The organism is Pseudomonas kielensis, assembly GCF_014236655.1.
Lineage (GTDB): Bacteria > Pseudomonadota > Gammaproteobacteria > Pseudomonadales > Pseudomonadaceae > Aquipseudomonas > Aquipseudomonas kielensis.
Genome location: NZ_JACMYG010000007.1, coordinates 16,857 through 41,407, shown reverse-complemented (window position 1 = coordinate 41,407; position 24,551 = coordinate 16,857). Strand labels below are relative to the sequence as shown.

At 61.2% G+C, this 24,551-nt stretch carries 22 protein-coding genes and 1 pseudogene; 11 read left to right on the top strand and 12 right to left on the bottom strand.

The genetic code is table 11. From position 1 onward, the window contains the following. Positions 1–58 precede the first annotated feature (58 nt). Both H7995_RS09040 and H7995_RS09035 read left to right on the top strand, forming a co-directional pair. The gene (locus H7995_RS09040; RefSeq protein ID WP_166588658.1) at positions 59–679 is read left to right on the top strand and encodes a DUF1120 domain-containing protein; all 621 of its coding nucleotides are present in this window, start codon (positions 59–61) and stop codon (positions 677–679) included. 193 nt (positions 680–872) lie between these two features. Then, positions 873–1,415 (top strand): annotated as a pseudogene (locus H7995_RS09035) (DUF1120 domain-containing protein); the annotation flags it as partial. Positions 1,416–1,525: 110 nt separating this feature from the next. Here H7995_RS09035 and H7995_RS09030 read toward each other — a convergent pair. The 6 genes from H7995_RS09030 to H7995_RS09005 form a co-directional block, all read right to left on the bottom strand. Then, complete coding sequence (locus H7995_RS09030; protein WP_166588660.1) at positions 1,526–2,842, bottom strand: CynX/NimT family MFS transporter; 1,317 nt, start codon at positions 2,840–2,842, stop codon at positions 1,526–1,528. Beyond that, positions 2,832–3,491, bottom strand: a complete 660-nt coding sequence (locus H7995_RS09025) for a FadR/GntR family transcriptional regulator (protein ID WP_185818258.1) — start codon at positions 3,489–3,491, stop codon at positions 2,832–2,834. The genes H7995_RS09030 and H7995_RS09025 overlap by 11 nt, the downstream gene beginning before the upstream one ends. Positions 3,492–3,657: 166 nt before the next feature. Further along, positions 3,658–4,422, bottom strand: coding sequence for an amino acid ABC transporter ATP-binding protein (locus tag H7995_RS09020; RefSeq protein WP_166588662.1), 765 nt, complete (start codon positions 4,420–4,422; stop codon positions 3,658–3,660). A 10-nt stretch (positions 4,423–4,432) separates the two neighbouring features. Further along, positions 4,433–5,530 (bottom strand): amino acid ABC transporter permease, encoded by a 1,098-nt coding sequence (locus tag H7995_RS09015; RefSeq protein WP_185818257.1) that lies wholly within the window; start codon positions 5,528–5,530, stop codon positions 4,433–4,435. 10 nt (positions 5,531–5,540) lie between these two features. Then, the gene (locus H7995_RS09010) at positions 5,541–6,722 is read right to left on the bottom strand and encodes an amino acid ABC transporter permease (protein ID WP_166588664.1); all 1,182 of its coding nucleotides are present in this window, start codon (positions 6,720–6,722) and stop codon (positions 5,541–5,543) included. Positions 6,723–6,787: 65 nt separating this feature from the next. Beyond that, on the bottom strand, positions 6,788–7,819 hold the full coding sequence (locus H7995_RS09005; protein WP_095171222.1) for an amino acid ABC transporter substrate-binding protein: 1,032 nt from the start codon (positions 7,817–7,819) through the stop codon (positions 6,788–6,790). A gap of 468 nt (positions 7,820–8,287) precedes the next feature. On the opposite strand from H7995_RS09005, the gene H7995_RS09000 reads away from it, so the two are divergent. The 5 genes from H7995_RS09000 (at position 8,288) to H7995_RS08980 (ending at position 13,503) form a co-directional block, all read left to right on the top strand. Continuing rightward, complete coding sequence (locus H7995_RS09000; RefSeq protein ID WP_185818256.1) at positions 8,288–8,944, top strand: alpha/beta hydrolase; 657 nt, start codon at positions 8,288–8,290, stop codon at positions 8,942–8,944. Between the two features lie 97 nt (positions 8,945–9,041). Continuing rightward, positions 9,042–10,508, top strand: a complete 1,467-nt coding sequence (gene rhlB / locus H7995_RS08995) for an ATP-dependent RNA helicase RhlB (RefSeq protein WP_166588666.1) — start codon at positions 9,042–9,044, stop codon at positions 10,506–10,508. Between the two features lie 129 nt (positions 10,509–10,637). Continuing rightward, positions 10,638–11,588 (top strand): ornithine cyclodeaminase family protein, encoded by a 951-nt coding sequence (locus tag H7995_RS08990; protein WP_185818255.1) that lies wholly within the window; start codon positions 10,638–10,640, stop codon positions 11,586–11,588. Positions 11,589–11,661: 73 nt separating this feature from the next. Beyond that, positions 11,662–12,789: an NAD(P)/FAD-dependent oxidoreductase gene (locus H7995_RS08985; RefSeq protein WP_185818254.1), complete on the top strand. Its 1,128-nt coding sequence runs from the start codon at positions 11,662–11,664 to the stop codon at positions 12,787–12,789. Positions 12,790–12,876: 87 nt separating this feature from the next. Next, positions 12,877–13,503, top strand: a complete 627-nt coding sequence (locus H7995_RS08980; RefSeq protein ID WP_166588669.1) for a helix-turn-helix transcriptional regulator — start codon at positions 12,877–12,879, stop codon at positions 13,501–13,503. Positions 13,504–13,586: 83 nt separating this feature from the next. Here H7995_RS08980 and H7995_RS08975 read toward each other — a convergent pair whose 3' ends face one another. From H7995_RS08975 to H7995_RS08950, 6 genes are all read right to left on the bottom strand, one after another. Beyond that, the gene (locus H7995_RS08975) at positions 13,587–14,363 is read right to left on the bottom strand and encodes an ABC transporter substrate-binding protein (protein WP_185818253.1); all 777 of its coding nucleotides are present in this window, start codon (positions 14,361–14,363) and stop codon (positions 13,587–13,589) included. 189 nt (positions 14,364–14,552) lie between these two features. Then, on the bottom strand, positions 14,553–15,005 hold the full coding sequence (gene moaE / locus H7995_RS08970) for a molybdopterin synthase catalytic subunit MoaE (RefSeq protein ID WP_166588671.1): 453 nt from the start codon (positions 15,003–15,005) through the stop codon (positions 14,553–14,555). A 3-nt stretch (positions 15,006–15,008) separates the two neighbouring features. Then, the gene (moaD, locus tag H7995_RS08965) at positions 15,009–15,251 is read right to left on the bottom strand and encodes a molybdopterin converting factor subunit 1 (protein WP_166588672.1); all 243 of its coding nucleotides are present in this window, start codon (positions 15,249–15,251) and stop codon (positions 15,009–15,011) included. Beyond that, positions 15,248–15,721: a cyclic pyranopterin monophosphate synthase MoaC gene (gene moaC / locus H7995_RS08960; RefSeq protein WP_095171238.1), complete on the bottom strand. Its 474-nt coding sequence runs from the start codon at positions 15,719–15,721 to the stop codon at positions 15,248–15,250. The genes moaD and moaC overlap by 4 nt, the downstream gene beginning before the upstream one ends. 129 nt (positions 15,722–15,850) lie before the next feature. Beyond that, positions 15,851–17,245, bottom strand: a complete 1,395-nt coding sequence (locus tag H7995_RS08955; RefSeq protein ID WP_166588673.1) for a PhoH family protein — start codon at positions 17,243–17,245, stop codon at positions 15,851–15,853. 346 nt (positions 17,246–17,591) lie between these two features. Then, a complete protein-coding gene (locus tag H7995_RS08950) occupies positions 17,592–18,716 on the bottom strand; it encodes a polysaccharide deacetylase family protein (RefSeq protein ID WP_166588674.1) in 1,125 nt (374 codons plus the stop codon). Between the two features lie 155 nt (positions 18,717–18,871). On the opposite strand from H7995_RS08950, the gene yaaA reads away from it, so the two are divergent. The 4 genes from yaaA to H7995_RS08930 all read left to right on the top strand — a co-directional run bounded on the left by yaaA (position 18,872) and on the right by H7995_RS08930 (position 24,545). Next, positions 18,872–19,651: a peroxide stress protein YaaA gene (gene yaaA / locus H7995_RS08945; RefSeq protein ID WP_182343600.1), complete on the top strand. Its 780-nt coding sequence runs from the start codon at positions 18,872–18,874 to the stop codon at positions 19,649–19,651. 813 nt (positions 19,652–20,464) lie between these two features. Next, a complete protein-coding gene (locus tag H7995_RS08940) occupies positions 20,465–21,781 on the top strand; it encodes a nucleotide sugar dehydrogenase (RefSeq protein ID WP_185818252.1) in 1,317 nt (438 codons plus the stop codon). A gap of 77 nt (positions 21,782–21,858) precedes the next feature. Continuing rightward, the gene (gene alg8, locus H7995_RS08935) at positions 21,859–23,340 is read left to right on the top strand and encodes a mannuronan synthase (RefSeq protein WP_371927735.1); all 1,482 of its coding nucleotides are present in this window, start codon (positions 21,859–21,861) and stop codon (positions 23,338–23,340) included. Positions 23,341–23,375: 35 nt separating this feature from the next. Then, positions 23,376–24,545 (top strand): alginate biosynthesis protein Alg44, encoded by a 1,170-nt coding sequence (locus H7995_RS08930; RefSeq protein WP_166588678.1) that lies wholly within the window; start codon positions 23,376–23,378, stop codon positions 24,543–24,545. Positions 24,546–24,551 lie beyond the last annotated feature (6 nt).

Genomic DNA, 24,551 nt, shown 5'->3' with positions numbered 1-24,551 from the left:
GCACACATTGAAGTGCGTTGGGCTCGTCAAGAACACACCAGCAACTGGAGCAGTAAATTTGAACAGATACGTCGCTGCACTTTCCGCCACCGCCCTGATCAGCCTGGCACCCTATGCCCTCGCGGCATCGAGCACTGACCTGAGCGTCACCGGCACCATCACCCCGGAAGCCTGCAGGCCAATCCTGCTCGGAGGCGGTCAGATAGACCTTGGGAAAATCCAATCGCATACCCTTCACCCAACCCGCAGCACACAAGTGGGCAAAAACACGTTGCAATTGACCGTGGAGTGTGGCTCGCCGACCCTACTCGCACTGAATGCAATCGATCACATGGCGGGTACTGAACATGAGCCCGGTTACTTTGGTGTAGGACTCACCCAGGCTGGCGAAAAACTGGGTGCCATCAAGCTTGGCTTATTGAGTCCAGTGGCCGATGGGCTGTCGGTAGCCACCATTGCCTCATACGATGGCGGAGCAAGCTGGGAGGATGAGCACACCTTACTTACAAACAATCTCCTGTCGTTCGCTCATCACTCTGATCTCGGCACGCCGATCCCGATAAAAGATCTCAGCGTACCGCTTTCTGTAACGACCTTCATCGCCCCGGCAAACGGTTTGACGCTGACTGACGAGCAAAACATCAACGGAGAAATCACCCTCGAAGTGATGTACCTGTAAGCGTATGACGCCGAACCGTTCACGGCATCAGAGCGAGTGGTTCGGCATCCCCCCAGCCTCGGCGTTTTTGCCGGGGATGGAAAACAACCACTGAAAAGAAGCGCTCAATCCCATGCATAAATATTTTGCGGCACTCGCTGCCACTGCATTGATCGGCGTTGCACCCTATGCCCTCGCGGCATCGAGCACTGACCTGAGCGTCACCGGCACCATCACCCCGCACGCCTGCACGCCTGGCTTTACCGGCAGCAGTGTCGTGGACTACGGCAAGATCCTGGTCAAAGATCTGAACCCCACCGTACCCACTGAACTGAATGATCGCGCGCTGCAATTGAATGTCACCTGTGGCGAGCCAACACTGATGGCACTGAAGGTCATCGACAATCGCCCGTATCTGGACCTGGTTGACTACACCTACTTTGGAATGGCATTAACGCCCGCCGGTGAAAAGCCGGGGTACTTTTACCTCGATATCGATCAAACGCTGGTGGATGGGGTGAGCGCCCAGTCGATCTACTCCATCGATGGGGGGACAACCTGGAAAGCCACCTCAGAAATTTACCGTGATGATCTGTGGTCGGTCAGTTCCACCACTGACCACACCACACCGATCAGGGTGAACAACGCGACGCTGGATATGCGGATAAAAACCACGATCCACCCTACTGACAGCCTCACCCTGACCGACGACATCACCCTTGATGGTTCGGTAACCTTCGAATTGGCCTACCTGTAGGCCTGCAACGCCGCCCCCTTCGGTGCGCCTCCGACCGAAGGGGCGGCATCTATCGGCTCTGGATATCCACGATGCTGTCCCAGACCGTGATGGACCGATGCCCTTCACGCTCATACCTTTTCGCTTTCGACCTGCACATACAACGCCCGCCCGGCACCGAGCCCGGCAATGATCGCGCCGCCGCCGATGACCGCGAAAATCCAGCCCACGGCCGACCAGCCACCGGTCAAGTCATGCACGATCCCGACCGCGAACGGCCCCATGGACGCCAGGGTATAACCGAAGCCCTGGGCCATGCTCGACAGGTTCGCCGCCACATGGGCATCACGCGAGCGCAACACAATCAAGGTCAGCGCCAGGGCGAAGGCTGCGCCCTGGCCCAGGCCCAGCAGGATCGCCCAGCCCCACAAACCTTCAATCGGCGCGTACAGGCAACCGAACAGCCCGCCCAGGGTCATCAGCATCACCACCACGATCGCCAGGCGCTGGTCCTTGCCCCGCGTGGCCAGCCAGGGGGCGGCCAGGGAACTGGCCAATTGCACGATCACCGAACCCGACAGCACCAAACCGGCCTGGGTCGGCGTCAGGCCACGGCCAATCAGGATCGACGGCAACCAGCCAAAGACGATGTAGGCCAGCGACGATTGCAGGCCCATGTAGAGGGTCACTTGCCAGGCCAGGGGATCACGCAGCAGCCCGCGCACCCGATACGCAACATTGTGGGCGCCGTGCTTGGGCCCCACCTGCGGCAGCCAGAACAGCGCCGCCAGCAGCGCCGGAACCATCCAGAACCCCAGGCCCACGGCCCAGCTCTGCCCAAAATGTTCGCTCAAGGGCACCGACGCCCCGGCGGCCATCGCCGCACCGAGGCACAGGGCCATGGTGTAGACGCCCGTCATGGCGCCGGCGTGCTTGGCAAAATCGCGCTTGACGATCCCCGGCAGCAATACGCCGATCACCCCAATACTGGCGCCGCCCAGGATGCTGCCGGCAAACAGGCCGATCTCGCCGAACGAACTGCGCAGCAGAACCCCACCCGCCAGGGTCAGGAGAATCCCCAACACCACCCGTTCGGCACCAAAACGCCGCGCCAGGATCGGCGCCAAGGGCGCGAACAGCCCCAGGCACAACACCGGCAAGGTGGTCAGCAACCCCGCCTGGGCCGCCGACAAGCCAAGGCTCTTCGACACCTCGCTGAGCAGCGGCGCCATGCTCGACAACGCCGGACGCAGGTTCAACGCCACCAGGATCAGCCCCAGCAACAACAGCCAGGGACGCCGCAACAGCGGCTGGCTCTGCTGGACTTGCTCGTCATCGGCCTCGGCATCGATCAGCAGTTCTTCGAGCTCTGCCGAGCGTTTGGGGGAGACGGTATCGCGGGTATTGGCCGGTTGGCTGGACATGGAATTCTCGGTTTCAAGGCTCATTGATCAACTGCCGGGAAAGGGCCTTGGCCCGTTCCGGATCGCGCTGCTCGACGGCATCGAGCAAATCGACATGCAAGTCGAACACGGCTTGGCGTCTGGGGACGATGTTCAAGGTCTCGCGCAACTGCGCGCCGACAATGCTGGAGAAGTAGCGGTACAGCTCACTGAGGGTGGGGTTGTGCGCGGCATCCACCAGGCGGCGGTGAAACACCATGTCGCAGGCGATGTAGCTATCAAGGTCGCCGTGATAGTGGGTACCACTGACTGTCAGCGCCTCACGCAGGGCCACCAGGTCCTCATCGGTGCGACGCAACGCCGCCAGGCCAATCGCCTCGACCTCGAGAATATGCCGGGTCTCCCGGGCCTGTTCATGGGAGCAACGGGACAGGGCTTTCATCGTATCCAACGGATCGACCACCGCCCGCAGGTAACTGCCGTCACCCTGGCGAATCTCGATCAACCCGGAAAACGCCAGCACCCGCATGGCCTCACGCACGGTGTTGCGGCTGATACCCAGCTCGGCGGACAACTCGGGCTCAGTAGGCAACCGCTGGCCCACGGTCCAAAAGCCTTGGTTAATACGCTGGCGCAGTTGGTCCAGGGCCTGATCGACCAGGGATCGTTTCACCAATGGAGATATTTCTGACATGAAATTCGCCCTCTCATCCAATCATAGGATGTATTTATCGGCATGCTAGTCAACATCAGCACGGAGGGCAACGGATTTACTCCTACAGGGATTCTGAACGGCGATAAATCACAGGCAAAAATAAACCCGGAACGCAGTCCGGGTTTATTTCAGTGCCTGGGCTCGATCAATGCAAAATCTGGCTCAAGAACAACTTGGTCCGCTCATTCTGCGGATTATCGAAGAAGTCATTCGGCGCCGCCTGCTCAACAATCTCCCCCTTGTCCATGAAGATCACCCGATTGGCCACCGTCCGCGCAAAGCCCATCTCATGGGTCACGCAAAGCATGGTCATGCCATCTTCGGCCAAGCCGATCATGGTATCGAGCACCTCCTTGACCATCTCCGGATCGAGCGCCGACGTCGGCTCATCGAACAGCATGATCTTGGGCTTCATGCACAGCGCCCGGGCAATCGCCACCCGCTGCTGCTGGCCACCCGACAGTTGCCCCGGAAACTTGTGCGCCTGCTCCGGAATGCGCACGCGCTCCAGGTAGTGCATGGCAATTTCCTCAGCCTTGCGCTTGGGCATCTTGCGCACCCACATCGGCGCCAGGGTGCAGTTCTGCAAAATCGTCAGGTGCGGAAACAGATTGAAGTGCTGGAACACCATGCCGACTTCACGGCGCACCGTTTCGATCTGCTTGAGGTCATTGGTCAGCTCCACGCCATCGACCACGATCCGCCCCTGCTGATGCTCTTCCAGGCGGTTGAGGCAGCGAATGGTGGTCGACTTGCCGGAACCCGAAGGCCCGCACAGGACAATCCGCTCGCCCTGCTTGACGTTGAGGTTGATGTCTTTCAACACATGGAACTGGCCGTACCACTTGTTCACGCCCTGCATCTGAATAATGCCTTCAGGGCTCACCGGCTGTTTGCTTGCTTCGCTCATTACAGAACTCCTAACGCTTGTGGCCAGTGTCGAGCTTGCGTTCCAGGTGCATGGAATAGCGCGACATACCAAAACAGAAAATCCAGAACACCAGGGCCGCGAACACGTAGCCTTCGGTGGCCATGCCCAACCATTTCGGGTCGGCGGCGGCTTGCTTGACGCTGTTGAGCAAGTCGAACAGGCCGATGATGATCACCAGGCTCGTGTCCTTGAACAGCGCAATGAAGGTGTTGACGATACCGGGGATCACCAGCTTCAAGGCTTGCGGCAGGATTACCAGGCCCATGCTGCGCCAGTACCCCAGGCCCATCGCGGCAGCCGCTTCGTACTGCCCTTTGGGAATGGCTTGCAGGCCGCCACGCACCACTTCGGCGACGTAGGCCGACTGGAACAGGATCACCCCGATCAGCGCCCGCAGCAGCTTGTCGAAGTTCATGCCTTCAGGCAGGAACAGCGGCAGCATCACCGAGGACATGAACAGCACCGTGATCAATGGCACGCCGCGCCAGAACTCGATGAAGGTCACGCAGACCACCCGAATCGCCGGCATGTTCGAGCGCCGGCCCAGGGCCAGGATGATGCCCAGCGGCAACGCTCCGGCAATCCCGACCGTGGCGATCACCAGGGTCAGCATCAGCCCGCCCCATTGGCTCGTCGCCACCTGGGTCAAGCCGAAAACGCCACCATGCAACAGGCACCAGGCAATGATCGGGTACAGCACCAGGAAGCTCAGCCCGTACACCGCTTTGCGCGGGAAGCGCGAGATGAACAGCGGTGCCACGCCGATGACCGCCAGCCACACGGTCAGGTCCACGCGCCAGCGCAAGTCCATCGGGTAGTAGCCATACATGAACTGGCCAAAGCGCTGTTGGATGAACACCCAGCAGGCGCCGTCCTTGGTGCAGTCGGCCTGGCTGGTACCGACCCAGTTGGCGTCGATGATCGCCCACTGCAGGAGCGGCGGCACCACCAGGTAAATCAGGTAAAACGCGAACAGCGTCAGCAGGGTGTTGAGCCAGCTGGAGAACATGTTGGCGCGCATCCACGCCACCACGCCGATGCTGCTGCTCGGCGGAGGCATATCCGGTTTGAAAGTATGAGTACTCATGCGCTATTCCCTACCGCTCGATCAGCGCAATGCGCTTGTTGTACCAGTTCATCAGCAAGGAAATGCTGATGCTGATCGCCAGGTACACGCTCATGGTGATGGCAATCACCTCGATCGCCTGCCCGGTCTGGTTCAGCACCGTGCCGGCAAACAGCGAGACCATTTCCGGGTAACCGATACCGGCCGCCAGCGAGGAGTTCTTCGCCAGGTTGAGGTATTGGCTGGTCAGCGGCGGAATGATCACCCGCAGCGCCTGGGGAATGATCACCTTGCGCAGGGTCGGGCCGTTGCGCAGGCCAAGGGAGTGCGCCGCTTCGGTCTGGCCGTGGCTGACTGACTTGATGCCCGAACGCACGATTTCGGCGATGAACGCCGCGGTGTAGACGGTCAAGGCCAGGGTCAGTGCCAGCAGTTCCGGGATCAGCACCCAGCCACCGACGAAGTTGAAGCCTTGCAGCTTGGGCATTTCCCAGTGCAGCGGAGTGCCGACGATCAGCGCGCAGAGCGCCGGGATCAGCAGGAACAGCGCCAGGCCCACCCAGAATTTATGAAACGGTACACCGGTCGCTTCGAAGCGTCGGGTGGCCCAGCGGTTCATCAGCACAATCGCCACAATGGCCACGCCGACGCTCGCCACAAACGGCCAGAAGCCGTCTGCCATCAACGCAGCGGGCATATTCAGGCCACGGCTGCTGACGAAGAACGTGTCGCCGAAGTTATGGCTGTTGCGTGGTCCCGGCATGGTCAGGAACACCGCGAAGTACCAGAACAGGATCTGCAGCAGCGGTGGAATGTTGCGGAAAACTTCCACGTACACGGTCGCCAGCTTGGCAATGATCCAGTTCTTCGACAGCCGCGATACGCCGACGATAAACCCCAGGATCGTCGCCAGGATCACGCCGATGAAGGTCACCAACAAGGTGTTGAGCAGGCCGATGACAAACACCCGGGCATAGCTGTCCGATTCGGTGTAGTCGATCAGGGTCTGCGCGATGCCGAAACCGGCACTGCGCTCAAGAAAGTCGAAGCCGGAGGTAATACCCCGGTGTTGCAGGTTGGTCTGCGTGTTGTCGAACAGATACCAGCCCATCGAGACCACCGCCACAATGGTGATGATCTGGAATAGCCACGCACGCACTTTGGGATCGCTGAGGCTGAGCCTCTGCTTTGGTGCGCCGATAGAGTTTTGCATGGAGTGCCCCAGAAGTAATGGTACAGAACATCACCCGGTGGTTGGCCCACCGGGTGATAGAACCATCAGCGCACGGGTGGTGCGTATTGAATGCCGCCGTTGTTCCACAGAGCGTTCAGCCCGCGGTCGATTTCCAGTGGAGTGCCCTTGCCGAGGTTTTTCTCGAACACTTCACCGTAGTTGCCGACCTGCTTGACGATCTGCACGACCCAGTCTTTGGGCAGCTTCAGGTCCTTGCCGTATTCACCGTCCGCCCCGAGCATACGAGCGACATCCGGGTTCTTGGTGGACTTGGCTTCGGCTTCGACGTTTTTCGAGGTGATGCCGGCCTCTTCAGCGTTGAGCATGGCGTAGCCGGTCCAGCGGATCACGGCCAGCCACTCATCGTCGCCATTACGCACGACAGGGCCCAGTGGCTCCTTGGAAATGGTTTCCGGCAGAACCACGTAGTCCTTCGGTGCGGCCAGCTTGCTGCGCTGGGCGAACAGTTGGGATTTGTCCGAAGTCAGCACGTCGCAACGACCGGATTCCAGCGACTTGGCGCTTTCGTCGGAGGTGTCGAAAGTGATCGGGGTGTATTTCAGGCCGTTGCCGCGGAAGTAGTCGGAAACGTTCAGCTCGGTCGTGGTACCGGCTTGAATGCAGATGGTGGCGCCGTCCAGTTCCTTGGCACTCTTGACGCCCAGCTTGTTGTTGACCAGGAAGCCGATGCCGTCGTAGTAGGTGATGAAGCCAGGAAACTTCAGGCCCATGCCCGCATCACGGGAGCTGGTCATGGTGGTGTTGCGCGACAGGATGTCAATTTCGCCGGACTGCAGCGCGGTGAAGCGCTCCTTGGCGTTCAACTGACTGAATTTCACTTTGGTTGCGTCGCCGAATACCGCGGCGGCCACCGCGCGACAGAAGTCGGCATCAATGCCGAGGATCTTGCCGGTGGAATCCGGTACCGAGAAACCCGGCAGACCGTCACTGACGCCGCACTGTACGAAACCCTTCTTCTGCACTGCATCCAGGGTTGCACCCGCCTGAGCGAACCCGCTGACACCGAGTACTGCGGCCGCAGTCATCACTGCCAGGGTGGATTTCAACATCTTCATTCAAACCTCCAGTTTTGCTCTTGTTGTGTCGGAGCTTGAGTCCTGCCGCACCCTTATGAGGCGCTGTTGACCCGTGTTGGCTTGTTTTAGGGTCAAGCGGCGTAAGACCTTAGCTATGAGTCTAGTAGGAGAAAATCCACATCATGGAAAACTCACTGCTCACCAATCGGCCGAACGGGCTGTAGCCCTTTCTTGTTTGCCAAGCCCGTAGCGGCCATTGGCGAACGTCCATCACCGGATTTTTTGCTCTCCCGCGCCGGGCGGTTGCCTGATAGTGTTACCGCCAAGCGTAGGATCGCACGTACAGGTTTTCCCATAGCAAGGCCCGTACCACACCGGGCGCTAAAGCGATTCAGCCGCAGGTCAAGAGCAAAACTTGCAACCTTGCGACAACTTCTTAACTGATCGACCCGCCGTGCACTTTGAGCTCGCACTCAAAGCGGGCGAACGCACAACAATGGAGCAGCCATGACCGAGCCCTTGATTCTTCACCCCGCCAAACCGGAAGACGCCTGTGTCATCTGGCTCCACGGCCTGGGCGCCGACCGCTACGACTTCCTGCCCGTGGCAGAAGCCCTGCAGGAAACCCTGCAGACCACACGCTTCGTGCTGCCCCAGGCGCCGACCCGCGCGGTGACCATCAACGGTGGTTACGAGATGCCCAGCTGGTACGACATATTGGCCATGAGTCCGGCCCGGGCGATCGACCGCGAGCAACTGGAAGCGTCGGCGCAACGCATCATCGAATTGATCGAAGAGCAGCGCGCGAGCGGAATAGACCCTTCGCGAATTTTCCTCGCGGGTTTTTCCCAGGGGGGCGCGGTGGTCCTGCACAGCACCTTCCTCAAGTGGCAGGGTCCGTTGGGTGGCGTACTTGCCCTCTCGACTTATGCCCCAACCTTCACTGAAGACCTCGAGCTGTCCGCCAGCCAGCAACGGATCCCGGTGCTGTGCCTGCATGGCCAGTACGATGAGGTGGTGCAAAACGCCATGGGCCGCAGCGCCTATGAGTACCTGAAGACCCGTGGTGTCACCGTGGCATGGCAGGAATACCCAATGGGTCATGAAGTGTTACCCGAAGAAATTCGCGATATTGGCGTCTGGCTCGCCGACCGTTTGCGCTAATCCGCCCACATCTATGTAGCAGTGTGACCAACGCACTACGCCGCGCCCGATTCTTGCATTACACTGGCCGGCGTACATTCCTTAACCAATTGATGAGATGACCGTGCTCAAAGCACTCAAGAAAATGTTCGGTAAAAGCGAGGCTGAGCAGCTCGCGCCCAGCTCCAGCGCACCCTCCCCAACCGCCAGCCACCGCACCGACGGTCATCAGCCTGGTCGGACCGCAGCTGTCGCGGCACCGCAAAACGAGCCGGTGAACACACCGGCCACCGACGCTGCCCCGCCAAAAGCGCGCAGCGAGACCCCGAAGCCGCGTCGCGAACGCGCGCCAAAACCGCCGGTCGTGGCCTGGAAACTCGAAGACTTCGTCGTCGAACCCCAGGAAGGCAAGACCCGCTTCCACGACTTCAAGCTGGCCCCGGAACTGATGCACGCCATCCAGGACCTGGGTTTCCCGTACTGCACGCCGATCCAGGCGCAGGTATTGGGCTTCACCCTGGCCGGCAAAGACGCCATCGGCCGCGCCCAGACCGGCACCGGCAAGACCGCCGCGTTCCTGGTCTCGATCATCACCCAGTTGCTGCAGACCCCACCGCCGAAAGAGCGCTACATGGGTGAGCCACGGGCCCTGATCATCGCGCCGACCCGTGAACTGGTGGTGCAGATCGCCAAGGACGCAGCCGACCTGACCAAGTACACCGGCCTCAACGTCATGACCTTTGTCGGCGGCATGGACTTCGACAAGCAGCTCAAGCACCTGGAGGCGCGTCACTGCGACATCCTGGTCGCCACCCCGGGCCGCCTGCTGGACTTCAACCAGCGCGGCGACGTGCACCTGGACATGGTCGAAGTCATGGTGCTGGACGAAGCGGACCGGATGCTCGACATGGGTTTCATCCCACAAGTGCGTCAGATCATTCGCCAGACCCCACCGAAAAGCGAACGCCAGACCCTGCTGTTCTCCGCCACCTTCACCGAAGACGTGATGAACCTGGCCAAGCAATGGACCACCGACCCGTCCATCGTCGAGATCGAAGCCCTGAACGTCGCCAGCGAGAACGTCGAACAGCACATCTACGCCGTTGCCGGTGCCGATAAGTACAAGCTGCTCTACAACCTGGTGACCGACAACGGCTGGGAACGGGTGATGGTCTTCGCCAACCGCAAGGACGAAGTGCGGCGCATCGAAGAACGCCTGGTCCGCGACGGCGTCAACGCCGCCCAACTGTCGGGCGACGTGCCGCAGCACAAGCGCATCAAGACCCTGGAAGGTTTCCGCGAGGGCAAGATCCGCGTCCTGGTGGCCACCGATGTCGCCGGCCGTGGGATTCACATCGACGGCATCAGCCACGTGATCAACTTCACCCTGCCGGAAGTGCCGGACGACTACGTGCACCGCATCGGCCGGACCGGTCGTGCCGGCGCTGAAGGCGTCTCCATCAGCTTTGCCGGTGAAGACGACTCCTACCAGCTACCGTCCATCGAGGCGCTGCTGGGCCGCAAGATCAGCTGCGAAACCCCGCCGACCCATCTGCTGCGCCCGGTAGAGCGCAAGCGTCCGTAAGATCGGGTCGTCACACCCCAAGCGCAGCCGGCCACCGACTGCGCTTTTTTTACGCCTGGATATTGCCAATCAGAACAATAAGTCCACAATGGACAAATTAGTTCAATCGCACATCCACGGAGCCTGCGCATGCCCCCTTCCCCTTTTGTGATCGCCCAAGCCCAGGCTCGCGAACTGCTGGCACAGGTCGACGTGCCGCAGATCCTGCGCAAGCTGTTCCGTGACCTGGCAGCGGGCCAGGCCGTGCAGCCGGCCCAGCAACTGGTGGAGTTTCCCCAGGGCGCCGGGGACTTCATCAATTACCTCGGGGTGCTGGCCGAAGACGGCGTCTATGGGGTGAAAACCTCGCCCTACATCGTGCGCCCGCAAGGCGGCCCGCTGGTGACCGCCTGGACGCTGCTGATGTCGATGCACACCGGCCAGCCACTGCTGTTGTGCGATGCCGGCGAACTGACCACCGCGCGCACGGCCGCCACCACGGCCGTGGCGGTGGACGCCCTGGCCCGGCCGGACGCCACTCGCCTGGTGATCATCGGCAGCGGTCCGGTGGCCCAAGCGCACCTGCACTACGCCCGGCAACTGCGCGAGTGGCAGACCATCAGCCTCTATTCGCCAAGCCTGGCCAAGCGCAATCCAGAGGCGCTGGCGCAGTGGATGGCCATCGATCCGCGCCTGCAGATCCAGGCCAGCCTGGAAGCGGCGCTCGAGGATGCCGATGTGATCATGCTCTGCACCTCCTCTGCCGGCCCGGTGATCGACCCACTGCGCTTGCGCAAGCCCGCCCTGATCACCTCCATCAGCACCAACGCGGTGCGCGCCCACGAAGTCCCGCCGCACTGCCTCGGCCAGATACAGGTGTATTGCGACTACCGCCGGACCACTCCGGACGCTGCCGGGGAAATGCTGATCGCCCGCGAACAACACGACTGGAACCCGGCGGCGATCGTCGGCGACCTGCCCCAACTGCTCAGCGGACAGACACCACGCCCGACGTACGAGCGCCACGTGTTCTTCCGCTCCATCGGCCTGGGCCTGGAAGACATCGCGCTGGCCAATGCCATCTACCAGCGGCTCAACTGACCCACGCCGCCCCACCCCCTGTAGGCGCTTGCTCCTACAGGGGGTGGGGGGTTACGCCTTTAAGGAAACACTCATGACCCAGGCAGACTTCATCATCATCGGCGGCGGTATCGCCGGGGCTTCCACCGGTTTCTGGCTGTCGCCCCACGGCCGGGTCATCGTGCTCGAGCGCGAATCCCACCCGGCCTACCATTCCACCGGACGTTCCGCGGCGCTGTACACCGCCGCGTATGGCACCCCGCAGGTGCGCGCACTGACCCAGGCCAGCCGGGAGTTCTTCGATGCCCCGCCAGCGGGTTTCTGCGAACACCCGCTGCTCACCCCCCGTGGCGAAATGACCGTGGACTTCACCGGCGACCCCGACGAGTTGCACAATCAGTACCTGAGCGCCAAGGCCACCGTGCCACAGATGCAGTTGCTCAGCGCCGACGAGGCCCTGGCGCGCCTGCCGATCCTGCGTCGGGAAAAGGTCTTTGGCGCGATCTACGACCCGACCGCCACCGACATCGACACCGATGCCCTGCACCAGGGGTACCTGCGGGGCATCCGCCGCAATCAGGGACAGGTGCACACCGATTGCGAAGTGTTGGGCCTGAGCCGCGATCCCCAGGGCCAGTGGCACGTGCAGACCGCCGGCCAGACGTTCAGCGCGCCGATCATCATCAATGCCGCCGGCGCCTGGGCCGATCACCTCGGCACCATGGCCGGCGCCCGGCCGCTGGGGTTGATTCCCAAGCGGCGCGCGGCGTTTATCTTCGAAGGTCCCAAGGACCTCGATTGCCACGCCTGGCCGATGCTGGTGAGCCTCGACGAATCCTTCTACATGAAACCCGACGCCGGGATGTTCCTCGGCTCGCCGGCCAACGCCGACCCCGTCGAGCCCCACGACGTGCAGCCCGAAGAACTGGACATCGCCATGGGCATCTACCAGATCGAGGAGGCCACCACCCTGACCATCCGCCGCCCGACCCGCACCTGGGCCGGCCTGCGCAGCTTTGTCAGCGATGGTGACCTGGTCAGCGGCTTCGACCCACAGGTACCCGGGTTGTTCTGGGTGGCCGCCCAGGGCGGCTACGGCATCCAGACTTCCCCCGCCATGGGCCAGGCCAGCGCCGCGCTGGTACGTGGGCAAGACCTGCCGCCGGCACTGCAACAGTTTGGCCTCAGCGCCAGCATGCTCTCCCCCTCGCGCCTGGGCTGAACCGGCGCCGGGGTGACGTTCGATCCCGATTGCGGCAAACTTCCAGCGCCCCGGCTCACGGGGCGCCGATTGCCTGGAGCAACACCGATGACCCCACCTCTACAAGACCCTGCACTGGATAACTTCCGGGCAATCGCCGACGCCATTGCCACGCTGTTTTTCCCCCACGCCGAGGTGGTGCTGCACGACCTGCGCACGCAAAAAATCGACTACATCGCCAACAACCTGTCCAAGCGCGAAATCGGCGGCGATGCGGCGCTCGAAGACATGCTCAGCGACGACATCAGCGAGCGCAACATCGGCCCCTACGAGAAGCTCAATTGGGATGGCCAGAAAATCCGCAGCCTGAGCAGCGTCCTGCGCGACAGCAATGGCCATCCCATGGCCGTGCTGTGCATCAACCTGAACATTTCGCTGTTCGAGAACGCCAAGGCCGCGCTGGACCTGTTCCTGTCACCCAGCAAGCTGATCCCACAGCCCGATTCGCTGTTTCGCGATGACTGGCAGGAGCGCATCAACACCTTCCTGCACAACTGGCTGCGGGAGCGACAACTGGGCTTGAGCGTCCTGACTCGCGAGCACAAGCGCGAACTGGTGCTGGCCCTGCATGCCGAAGGCGCCTTCAAGGGCAAAAGCGCCTCCAACTATGTGGCCAATGTGCTGAATATGGGACGGGCGACGGTGTACAAACACCTGAAGGAACTGAAGGGCTGAACCGACTGTGTTCGCGCACACGCCTTGCCCCTACCGGCATCAGTGAATCGGTAGGGGCAAGACGTGCCTGCGATCGCGGTTGATCAGTCGCCGTAGATGTCCGACTTGAAGTACTTCTGGGAAATCTGCTGGTACTGGCCATTGGCGCGAATGCCGTCGATGGCCTTGTTCAACTCGGCAACCAGCTCGGTGTTGCCCTTGCGCACCGCAATCCCGGCGCCTTCACCGACGTATTTCGGATCCTTGAGTTCCGGCCCGACGAACGCATAACCCTTGCCACGCGGCATCGACAGGAAGTCGCTCAGCGGAATGGTGTCGGCGAAAATGCCGTCCAGGCGTCCGGCGGCCAGGTCCATGTAGATTTCTTCGTTGTTGCTGTAGCGCTTGACCAGCACGCCCTTGGGCTCCAGCACTTCAGTGGCAAAACGATCAGTGGTGGTGGCGCGCTGAACCCCCAGGGTCTTGCCCTTGAGGCTGGCGTACTGGTCATCCACCACGGCGCCTTCCTTCATCAAAAACCGCGACGAAGTGAAGTAGTACTTGTGGCTGAAATCCACCGACTTCTTGCGGTCTTCGTTGATGGTCATGGACGACAGGGCCGCGTCGATTTTCTTCACTTTCAGGGAAGGAATCAGCCCATCGAACTCACCCTCGACCCACTCGCACTTGACCTTCATCTGCGCGCACAGGGCATTGCCGATGTCGTAGTCAAAACCGGTGATCGTGCCTTCGGCGGTTTTCGAGGCGAAGGGTGGGTACGCCGCTTCAATGCCCAGGCGCAGGGTTTTCTCAGCGGCGAACAACGAGCTGCACGCCAACAGGCTGAGGGCCAGACCACTGATAAGGGGAAGCTTCTTCATGGTGATTTTCTCGCGAGTTGTTGTTGGTTTGGCAAGAGGAAGAGAAGCAATTGCGCGCTCAAGGCTTGAAGCTTCAAGCGTATTTTTATACTTATAATTCCATACTGGACTTTTATGTATTAGTCGTCAATCAGGCGAACGGAGGTAACTCGGCCATTGGTCGAGTGGGGGGATATCAAGCGTTGGAGGTTACGGTTTCCAGCGATCCGCCGCCGCATGATCGCTGTCACGCCCGTCCACCCAGCGCGGGCCGTCGCTGGTCAGTTCTTTTTTCCAGAACGGCGCGCGGGTCTTGAGGTAGTCCATGACAAAGGCGCAGGCGTCGAACGCCGCCTGGCGGTGGGCGCTGGCGGCGCCGACAAACACGATCGGCTCGCCCGGCGGCAACGCCCCGATGCGATGCAGCACTTCCAGCTTGAGCAGCGGCCAGCGCTGCTCGGCTTCCTCGGCAATCTTGGCCAGGGCCTTCTGTGTCATGCCCGGGTAGTGCTCCAGGAACATCCCCGCCACATCGAGGCCGTCGTTGAAGTCGCGCACGTAGCCGACAAAACTCACCACCGCGCCCACGCCGACATTGGCGGCGTGCATCGCGTTGACTTCAGCGCCCGGATCGAAGGGCGAGCCCTGCACGCGAATCGCCATGGCTCAGCCTCCGGTCACAGTGGGGAAAAACGCCACTTCATCGCCGTCGCCGACCGGCTCATCCAGTTGGCACAGCTCTTCGTTTCGCGCGCACATCAGGTTCTGCTCGCTCAGCACCTCGGCGCCGTCACGTTGCGCCAGCAGGGCCCGGACATCGTCGACCGTGGCGAAATCGCCCTCGACCTTTACCGAATCCACCCCCAGTGCCTCCCGGTAGCGGGCAAAAAACTTCACGGTGAGGTTCATTGCCCGGCCACCTGATAGTGCCCGCTCTTGCCGCCCAGTTTCTCCAGCAGGCGCACACTTTCAATGACCATGCCCCGGTCCACGGCCTTGCACATGTCATAAATGGTCAGCGCCGCGATGCTGGCGGCGGTCAGGGCCTCCATTTCCACCCCGGTCTGCCCGGCCAGCTTGCACCGCGCGGTAATGCGCACGGCATCAACCCCTTCGGCACTGAGCTCGACCTTGACCCCGGTCAGCATCAGCGGATGGCACAGCGGGATCAGGTCGGAGGTTTTTTTCGCCGCCTGGATTCCGGCAATGCGGGCCACGGCGAACACATCCCCTTTGGGATGGCCACCGCTGACAATCATTTGCAGGGTTTCGGGAAGCATGCGCACCAGCGCTTCGGCCGTGGCCTCACGGGACGTCACGGCTTTTTCGGTGACGTCGACCATATTGGCGCGACCTTGGGAATCGAGATGAGTCAGCACGGGGTTACTCCTGATCAGGAGCGCCGATTGTAAACCCGCGGGTCAATTTTTCGCACGCAGGATTATTGGATCAGTCCGCTCCACAAACGAACACGGGCGGCACTGAGCCGCCCGTGTTTGCCGAGGAGGTTACAGATGGGATTCGGCGTATTCGGCCAGAATCGAACGAGGCACCCCTTGCAGGGTGATGTGTACACCGTTGGGGAAGTCCTTGAAGCGTTCGGTCAGGTACGTCAGCCCGGAGCTGGTCGCGGACAGGTAAGGGGTATCGATCTGCGCCAGGTTACCCAGGCACACCACTTTGGAACCGGCGCCGGCACGGGTGATGATGGTTTTCATCTGGTGCGGCGTGAGGTTCTGGCATTCGTCGATCAGGATCAGGCTCTGCTGGAAGCTGCGACCGCGGATGTAGTTCAGGGATTTGAACTGCAAAGGCACTTTGCTGAGGATGTAGTCGACGCTGCCATGGGTGCTTTCGTCATCCATGTGCAAGGCTTCGAGGTTGTCGGTGATGGCGCCAAGCCAAGGCTCCATTTTTTCCGCTTCGGTACCTGGCAGGAAGCCGATCTCCTGGTCCAGCCCCTGCACGCTGCGGGTGGCGATAATGCGCCGGTAGCGCTTGCTGACCATGGTCTGCTCGATGGCCGCGGCCAGGGCCAGGATGGTTTTACCGGAACCGGCAGCGCCCGACAGGTTGACCAGGTGGATATCCGGGTCCAGCAGCGCGTACAGCGCCAGGCTCTGGTAGATGTCGCGAGGTTTCAGGCCCCAGGCTTCCTGGTGCAACAGGGGTTCCTGATGCAGATCGAGGATCAGCAGCTTGTCGACCTGGATTTCCTTGATCCAGCCGACAAACCCCTGCTCGTCGATGATGAATTCGTTGATGTGCACCGCCGGCAGGTTGTCGATCAACTGCACCTGGTGCCAGGTGCGGCCATGGTCCTGACGGGTCTCGACCTTGCTCACGCGGTCCCAGAAGGAGCCGGTCATGGTGTGATAACCGTTCGGCAGCAACGACACGTCATCAACCAGTTGGTCGGTGCTGTAGTCCTCCGCCGCGATCCCGCAGGCGCGGGCCTTGAGGCGCATGTTGATGTCTTTGGTGACCAGCACCACGGGCAGTTCCGGCTCGCGCGCGTGCAGGTCGATCAACTGGTTGATGATGATGTTGTCGTTCAGGTGCTCGGGCAGAACGATGTTCGGTTCGGCGCGCTTGCTCATCAGAATCGACAGCAGCCCCTTGGGCCCGCTTTTTCCACGCTGGATCGGCACGCCCAGTTCAACGTCTTCAGGGGACGCATCGCCCAGGGTCTTGTCGATCAGGCGAATGGCCTGGCGGCATTCGGCGGCAACGCTGTGATGACCACTCTTGAGCTTGTCCAGCTCTTCAAGGACGGTCATCGGGATGGCAACGTGATGCTCTTCAAAGTTGAGCAGCGCGTTGGGATCGTGAATCAATACGTTGGTATCGAGTACATAAAGGATTGGCTGGTTGGAGGAAGAACTACGTCCGTGATCATCCATACTCGGTCACCTTTGTGGGAGCCATTCGACGCAATACCGTGACAGTGCTGCGCCTCGAAGTGGCCACCGAATTCACTGACCGTGCGCCTACGGCACGACTCAAGTGAATTGCACACAAGGGGTCTTGGAAGACGCCACCTGTGTTGCAGGTTTCGGCGGTCTGTCTTCGTAATACTCCAAAACCCGTGACAGAAAAAAGCACTTTGATGCTTTTTTGAAGTTTATTTTTTAACCCGATAAATACCGCTTGGCGCATGGCGCCAGCACCGTTAAAGTCGGAAGTCCGCCTGCACCGAATTACCCCCCGAAATCGGCCCAAGCCCAATGATTCCGGGCTTTTGCCTTTTCAGCGAAAAGCCTGCCGGCACTCCTCCCAACCGATCCCGCTTTGCGCCGTTCGCGCCAACAGCCAGGGCAGCGCCGTTTTCACCCCATCCTGCCGAGTGTTGAAATTGATCACCCCGTGGCGCCACAGCAGCATCAGGGTCAAGACCCGCTGCGCACTCTGCTCCCCCGTCAGTTGCCGGGTGCTGTCGGCCGGATCGATGTCCCACAGCGCCACCTGTAACCCCTGAGCCTCGAAAAACCCCGCGGCATCGGCGCGTCGTTGTCCATTGGGTGGGCGGAACAGCGGCACGTAGTTGTCCGGCAGCCGGTTCTTCACCAGCTCGACGCTGCGTGTCACCGAGTACTGCCAGTCCTGCCAATGGCTGTGGGAACGGAACTGCCACCCCTGGACCCCGACGCACTGGCGCGCGTAAAGCTGTTGCAACTGGGCCACCGACTGTTGCGCCAGGCGGCTCTGGATATCGCTGCCCAAGACAAAGAACACCCCGGACAGATTGGCCTTGCGCAGGTACTCGGTCAGCCATGCCGTGTGATCCGGCACCAGATTGGCACCGCTGTCGAAACTCAGGACAAACAACCGGTCATGCAGGGGCTCGCCATTGCGCTCATAGTCGCCAAACAGCTCGACTTCGCTGCTCGTCTGGGGCAGCAACGCGGCCTTGCGCAATTGTTCGTCCAGGTAGCGCTGGTGGAACTCTCGGCTCGGCTCGGCCCAGCGGGTGTAAAACGAGTCCGGCCCGAGTTCGAACTTGGCAGCCTGCTGGCGCAAGGTCTCGCGGTCCTCGACCAGGAAACAGAAGGAGGCATCCTGGTCGCAGCTTTGCTCGGCGAAGCCGTAGTTGGCCAACAGGCGCAACCACATCCGCTCACGCACGGCATTGATCGCCTCGAGATTGATCATGCGCAAGCCCAGGCGCTGCTTGAGGGCCGTCTCGTCGAGCCCTTCACTGTCGAGCAGGGCCCGAGAGAACGCGAGGATCTCCGCCCGCGAGGCGACATCGAACAGGGTCGGGCTGCTCAGTTGCTCAGGCCAGGTGCTGCGATCGAGGGTGGCCGGTTCGTTGGGCGCGGCCAGCGCGCCCGCACTGAACAGCCAGGCGCCAAACAGTAAAGCGATACGCAAAGGGATGTCTCCGTTCCAAAACCCCGCGGCACTATAGCCCATCCGCACGTCGCCTCTCCGATCTCACGCACACCGCCCGGCGCCTATCGCCCTCATAGCTGGAGTCAAACCGCCCAACCCCCTAGAATCCCCGCACGATTAAAGGAGACGACTTCATGCTGATGGTGATTTCCCCCGCCAAGACCCTCGATTACGAAACACCGCCGGCCACCCAGCGCTTCACCCAGCCGCAATACCTCGATCATTCCCAGGCGCTGATCCAGCAGTTGCGCGAGCTGAGCCCGGCGCAGATCAGTGAACTGATGCACGTTTCCGACAAGATCGGCGGCCTCAATGCCGCACGCTTTGGCAGTTGGACCCCGGCGTTCACCCCAGAGAACGCCAAGCAGGCGCTGCTGGCCTTCAAGGGCGACGTCTACACCGGGATGAATGCCCAGACCTTCAGCGAAACCGATTTCGATTACGCCCAGCAGCACCTGCGCATGCTCTCGGGCCTGTACGGCCTGCTGCGCCCGCTGGACTTGATGCAGCCATACCGCCTGGAGATGGGCACCAAGCTGGCCAACGCCCGGGGCAAGGACCTGTACGCGTTCTGGGGCACCCAGATCAGTGAATGGCTGAACGAAGCCCTGGCCGAGCAAGGCGACGACGTGTTGCTCAACCTGGCCTCCAACGAGTACTTCTCGGCGGTCAAGCGCAGCGCCCTCAACGCCCGGATCATCAATACCGAGTTCAAGGACCTGAAGAACGGCCAGTACAAGATCATCAGTTTCTACGCGAAAAAGGCCCGCGGCATGATGAGCCGCTTCGTGATCCAGGAACGCATCAACACCCCCGCCGACCTCAAGCAGTTTGACCTGCAGGGTTACCGCTACAGCGCCGAACAGTCGAAACCCGACAACCTGGTGTTCCTGCGCGACCACGCCGAAGACTGACGCCCCCTCCTGGCGCACGGCCCGACCAGCGGTACGTGCGCCCCGCTCGACTCCCCCCCATCTCTGCGCGCCATCACGCCATTTTCATGGCGCCAAAAAACCACCCGCCCGTTGCGCTAACTTTAATTTCACTCGACAGGGGTGATTTTTTTCACTAGTGGCACCGGTTTTTTAATCCGGTAGTGGCATAAAACTATCTTCGCCAATTAACGCCCCATTAATAAAGGGCCAAACGGTAAGTGCTATCAATATGAGAGCAGTGCCATCTTTGCCAATATTTCAAGAAATTTCAGAATGAGGGATGAACGGCCATGAACTATCTGAAAATACGCCGCTCATACCACCGGTAACGATTCTCCACGCCGCTGTAGGAGATAACTTACGCCAAGTGCCAAGCCACTCACAAAGTTGTCAGCGTGAACTTGGCAGGACGCACCATTAAATCGGGATAACAGTGAACGACAGGAGACTGCCTCACCTCACTATTGCCCAATAGGCCAAGGCTGCGCCCCCACAAGCGTGCTCACACGAGCACCTAAGTGATTGAGGTTACTGGCATTTTGCCGAACCTTGGAACCACCCGGCTGTTGCACCACGGCTTCCCCCAAGGGAGCCCGGCTGCCTGTCAGGGCGAGCCAACATAATCAGGCCAAGTTACGCACAACTTGAGTGCACTTATTTAGACACTCGCCATTGAGCATGCCAGTAAAAGGCAGTGCGGTGTTCGCCTGCCGCACTTCCGCATTAATGACGACCGCTGAACACTATTAACTTCGGCCATTTAATGGCGTGATAAACACAGAGGTAAATGCGATGCGCATCAGCATATTTGGTTTGGGTTACGTCGGTGCAGTTTGTGCCGGTTGCCTGTCTGCACGGGGCCATGACGTTATCGGCGTCGATGTCGCCAAAGACAAGATCGATATGATCAATGCCGGTCGTTCGCCGATCGTTGAACCGGGCCTGGGAGCGTTGCTCGCACAAGGCATCCAGACCGGTCGCCTGCGGGGTACCACCAACTTCGCCGAGGCCATTCGCGACACCGACCTGTCGATGATCTGCGTGGGTACGCCCAGCAAGAAAAACGGCGACCTGGAACTCAACTACATCGAGGCGGTATGCCGCGAGATTGGTTTTGTCCTGCGCGACAAGACCACCCGCCACACCATCGTGGTACGCAGCACCGTGTTGCCGGGCACCGTGGCCAATATGGTGATCCCGATTCTCGAAGACTGCTCGGGCAAGAAGGCCGGCGTCGACTTCGGCGTTGCGGTCAACCCCGAGTTCCTGCGTGAAAGCACGGCGATCAAGGACTACGACCAGCCGCCGATGACCGTCATCGGTGAATTCGACACCGCCTCGGGCGACGTTCTGCAATCACTGTACGAAGAACTCGACGCGCCGATCATCCGCAAGGACATCGCCGTGGCCGAGATGATCAAGTACACCTGCAACGTCTGGCACGCCACCAAGGTCACCTTTGCCAACGAGATCGGCAACATCGCCAAGGCCGTCGGCGTCGATGGCCGCGATGTGATGGACGTGGTCTGCCAGGACAAGACCCTCAACCTGTCCCAGTACTACATGCGCCCCGGCTTCGCCTTTGGCGGTTCCTGCCTGCCCAAGGACGTGCGTGCCCTGACCTACCGCGCCAGCTCCCTGGACGTCGAGGCGCCGCTGCTCAACTCGCTGATGCGCAGTAACGAGTCCCAGGTGCAGAACGCCTTCGACATCGTCGAAAGCCACGACAAACGCAAAGTCGCCCTGCTCGGCCTGAGCTTCAAGGCCGGCACCGACGACCTGCGCGAAAGCCCGCTGGTGGACCTGGCAGAAATGCTCATCGGCAAGGGCTACGACCTGAGCATCTACGACAGCAACGTCGAGTACGCCCGGGTTCACGGCGCCAACCGCGACTACATCGAGTCGAAGATCCCCCACGTCTCGTCCCTGCTCAACTCGGACTTCGACTCGGTGATCGACAACTGCGACGTGATCATCCTCGGTAACCGCGACGAGAAGTTCCGCGCCCTGGCCCTGGACGCCCCCCACGGCAAACAGGTCATCGACCTGGTGGGCTTCATGTCCAAGGCCACCAGCGTGAGCGGTCGCACCGAAGGCATCTGCTGGTAAGCACCCTGTAGGAGCGGGCACCCGCTCCTACGGGTTTGTACGCCTGCGTTAACCCGAGATCTAGACGGATGCAGCTTATGCACAGGCTAAAGCACGGCCTACTCCAGGCCGCCGGTTGGCTGTTGTTTTTATGTTTGTTGATGGGCCTGGCCTTGCTGTTGCCCGCGTCCACCTTCGACGCCGAGTCCAAGGACTTTATTTTCCTGATTGGCGCCGTGGGTATCTGGCGCTATTCGATGGGTGCCACGCACTTTCTGCGCGGCATGCTGTTTCTCTACGTGGTCTACCCGCACCTGCGGCGCAAAGTGCGCAAGCTGGGCAGCGCGGCGGACCCGTCCCATGTATTTCTGATGGTCACCAGTTTTCGCATCGACGCGTTGACCACCGCCCAGGTGTACAGCTCGGTAATCCGCGAAGCCATCGAGTGCGGCTTCCCGACCACCCTGGTCTGCTCGATCGTGGAAATGTCCGATGAGCTGCTGGTGAAAAGCCTGTGGGCAAAAATGAACCCGCCGGCCCACGTCAAACTCGACTTCGTGCGCATCCCCGGCACCGGCAAGCGAGACGGCCTGGCCTACGGCTTTCGCGCCATCTCCCGCCACCTGCCGGACAACCGCGCCGTGGTCGCCGTGATCGATGGCGACACCGTGCTCGCCGAAGGTGTCGTGCGCAAGACCGTGCCCTGGTTCCAACTGTTCGAAAACGTCGGTGGCCTGACCACCAACGAATTCTGCGAAGTGCGTGGCGGCTACATCATGAGCGAATGGCACAAGCTGCGTTTCGCCCAGCGCCACATCAACATGTGCTCGATGGCCCTGTCCAAGCGCGTGCTGACCATGACCGGGCGCATGTCGGTATTCCGCGCCACCGTGGTCACCAACCCGGACTTCATCGCCGACGTCGAAAGCGACTCGCTGCAACACTGGCGCCTGGGCCGTTTCAAGTTTCTCACCGGTGACGACAAGTCCAGCTGGTTCAGCCTGATGCGCCTGGGCTACGACACCTTCTACGTGCCCGACGCCGCCATCAACACCGTGGAACACCCGCCGGAAAAGAGCTTCATCAAGGCCAGTCGCAAGTTGATGTTCCGCTGGTACGGCAACAACCTGCGGCAGAACTCCCGGGCCCTGGGCCTGGGGATGAAACGCCTGGGCCTGTTCACCTCGGTGGTGCTGTTCGACCAGCGCGTGTCGATGTGGACCTCACTGCTGGGCCTGACCGTGGCGATCATCGCCAGCTTCAAGTACGGCACCGCCTTCATCCTGGTGTACCTGCTGTGGATCGGCATCACCCGGCTGCTCCTGACCCTGCTGCTGTCCTGCTCCGGTCACCGGATCGGCCCGGCCTACCCGGTGATTCTCTATTACAACCAGATCGTCGGCGCGCTGGTGAAGATCTACGTGTTCTTTCGCCTCGACCAGCAGTCCTGGACGCGCCAGCCCACTTCCCTGACCCGTGATCTCGCCAGCTTTCAACGTTGGTTCAACACCTGGTCGTCTCGGACCATGACCTTCTCCGCCGGCAGCATTTTCGTCGCCGTGCTGCTGATGATGGTCTGACCCGCCTTGCCTGAATTAACTAGGAAATCGCCCCTATGAATACCGCCGTGAACGTCAACGTAGTGCATGAATCCGAAGCCCAACGCCAACACGCCCGAGTCAAGATCCCGGCCAAGCTGCGCTTCTTCGGCCCGGACCGCACGCCCGTGGAGGCGCGCCTGATCGACCTGTCGGCCGGTGGCCTGAGCTTCAATGGCGGGCAGATCCCGTTCAAGGTCGGCGAGGTGAAAAAGGGGCGGCTGCAGTTTCTGATCGACAACCTTGGCCTGGCCATGGACGTCGAGTTGATGGTCCGCTCGTTCGACCGCCAGACCGGTCGCGTCGGCTGCCAGTTCCAGAACCTGGAACCCCAGGACATCTCGACCCTGCGCCACCTGATCACCTCGCACCTGTCCGGCGATATCGTGACCATGGGCGACGTGCTGGCGACCCTGCAGCGGGACAACTTCACCAAGGCGCGCAAGGTCAAGGACGGTGGCAGCGGCATGACCGCCTTCGGTCGCCTGCGCGCCGTGACCTTCAGCGCCGGGATCTTCATCGTGGGCCTGGCGGCATTCGGCTTCATCCTCAAGTCGGTGTACGGCATGTACTTCGTCAGCCACGCCCAGGCCGGGCTGGTCAGCGTGCCGGGAATGAACGTCACCATGCCCCGCGACGGCACGGTACAGAGCCTGGTGCAAACCGACGGCGTGGCCGCCAAGGGCGCGCCCCTGGCGACCTTCAGCACCAGCATGCTCGACGTACTCAAGGGCCATCTGGACCAAGACCAGTTGCAGCCGGCCAAGGTCGAGGAACTGTTCGGCAAGCAGATGACCGGCACCCTCACCTCCCCCTGCGACTGCACCGTGGCCCAGCAGATGGTTGCCGACGGCCAGTACGCCAGCAAGGGCGACGTGATCTTCCAGTTGGTGCCGCGCAACAGCCAGGCCAACGTCGAGGCACGCTTCACCTACCGCCAGTTCGCCGACGTGCGCCCAGGCACCGCCGTGAGCTTCCAGGTGGCCGGCGACGACGAGCTGCGCAGCGGCAAGATCGTCAGCAGCACCAGCCTCAACAGCGCCGACCTGTCCTCCGACATCCGCGTGCAGATCAAGCCAGACGCCCCCCTGGACAGCACCTTCGCCGGCCGCCCGGTGGAAGTCAGCAGCGACCGTGGTCCGTCCCTCAACTGGCTGATCGACAAAGCCATGGCCAAAGGTCTTTAAGCGGAG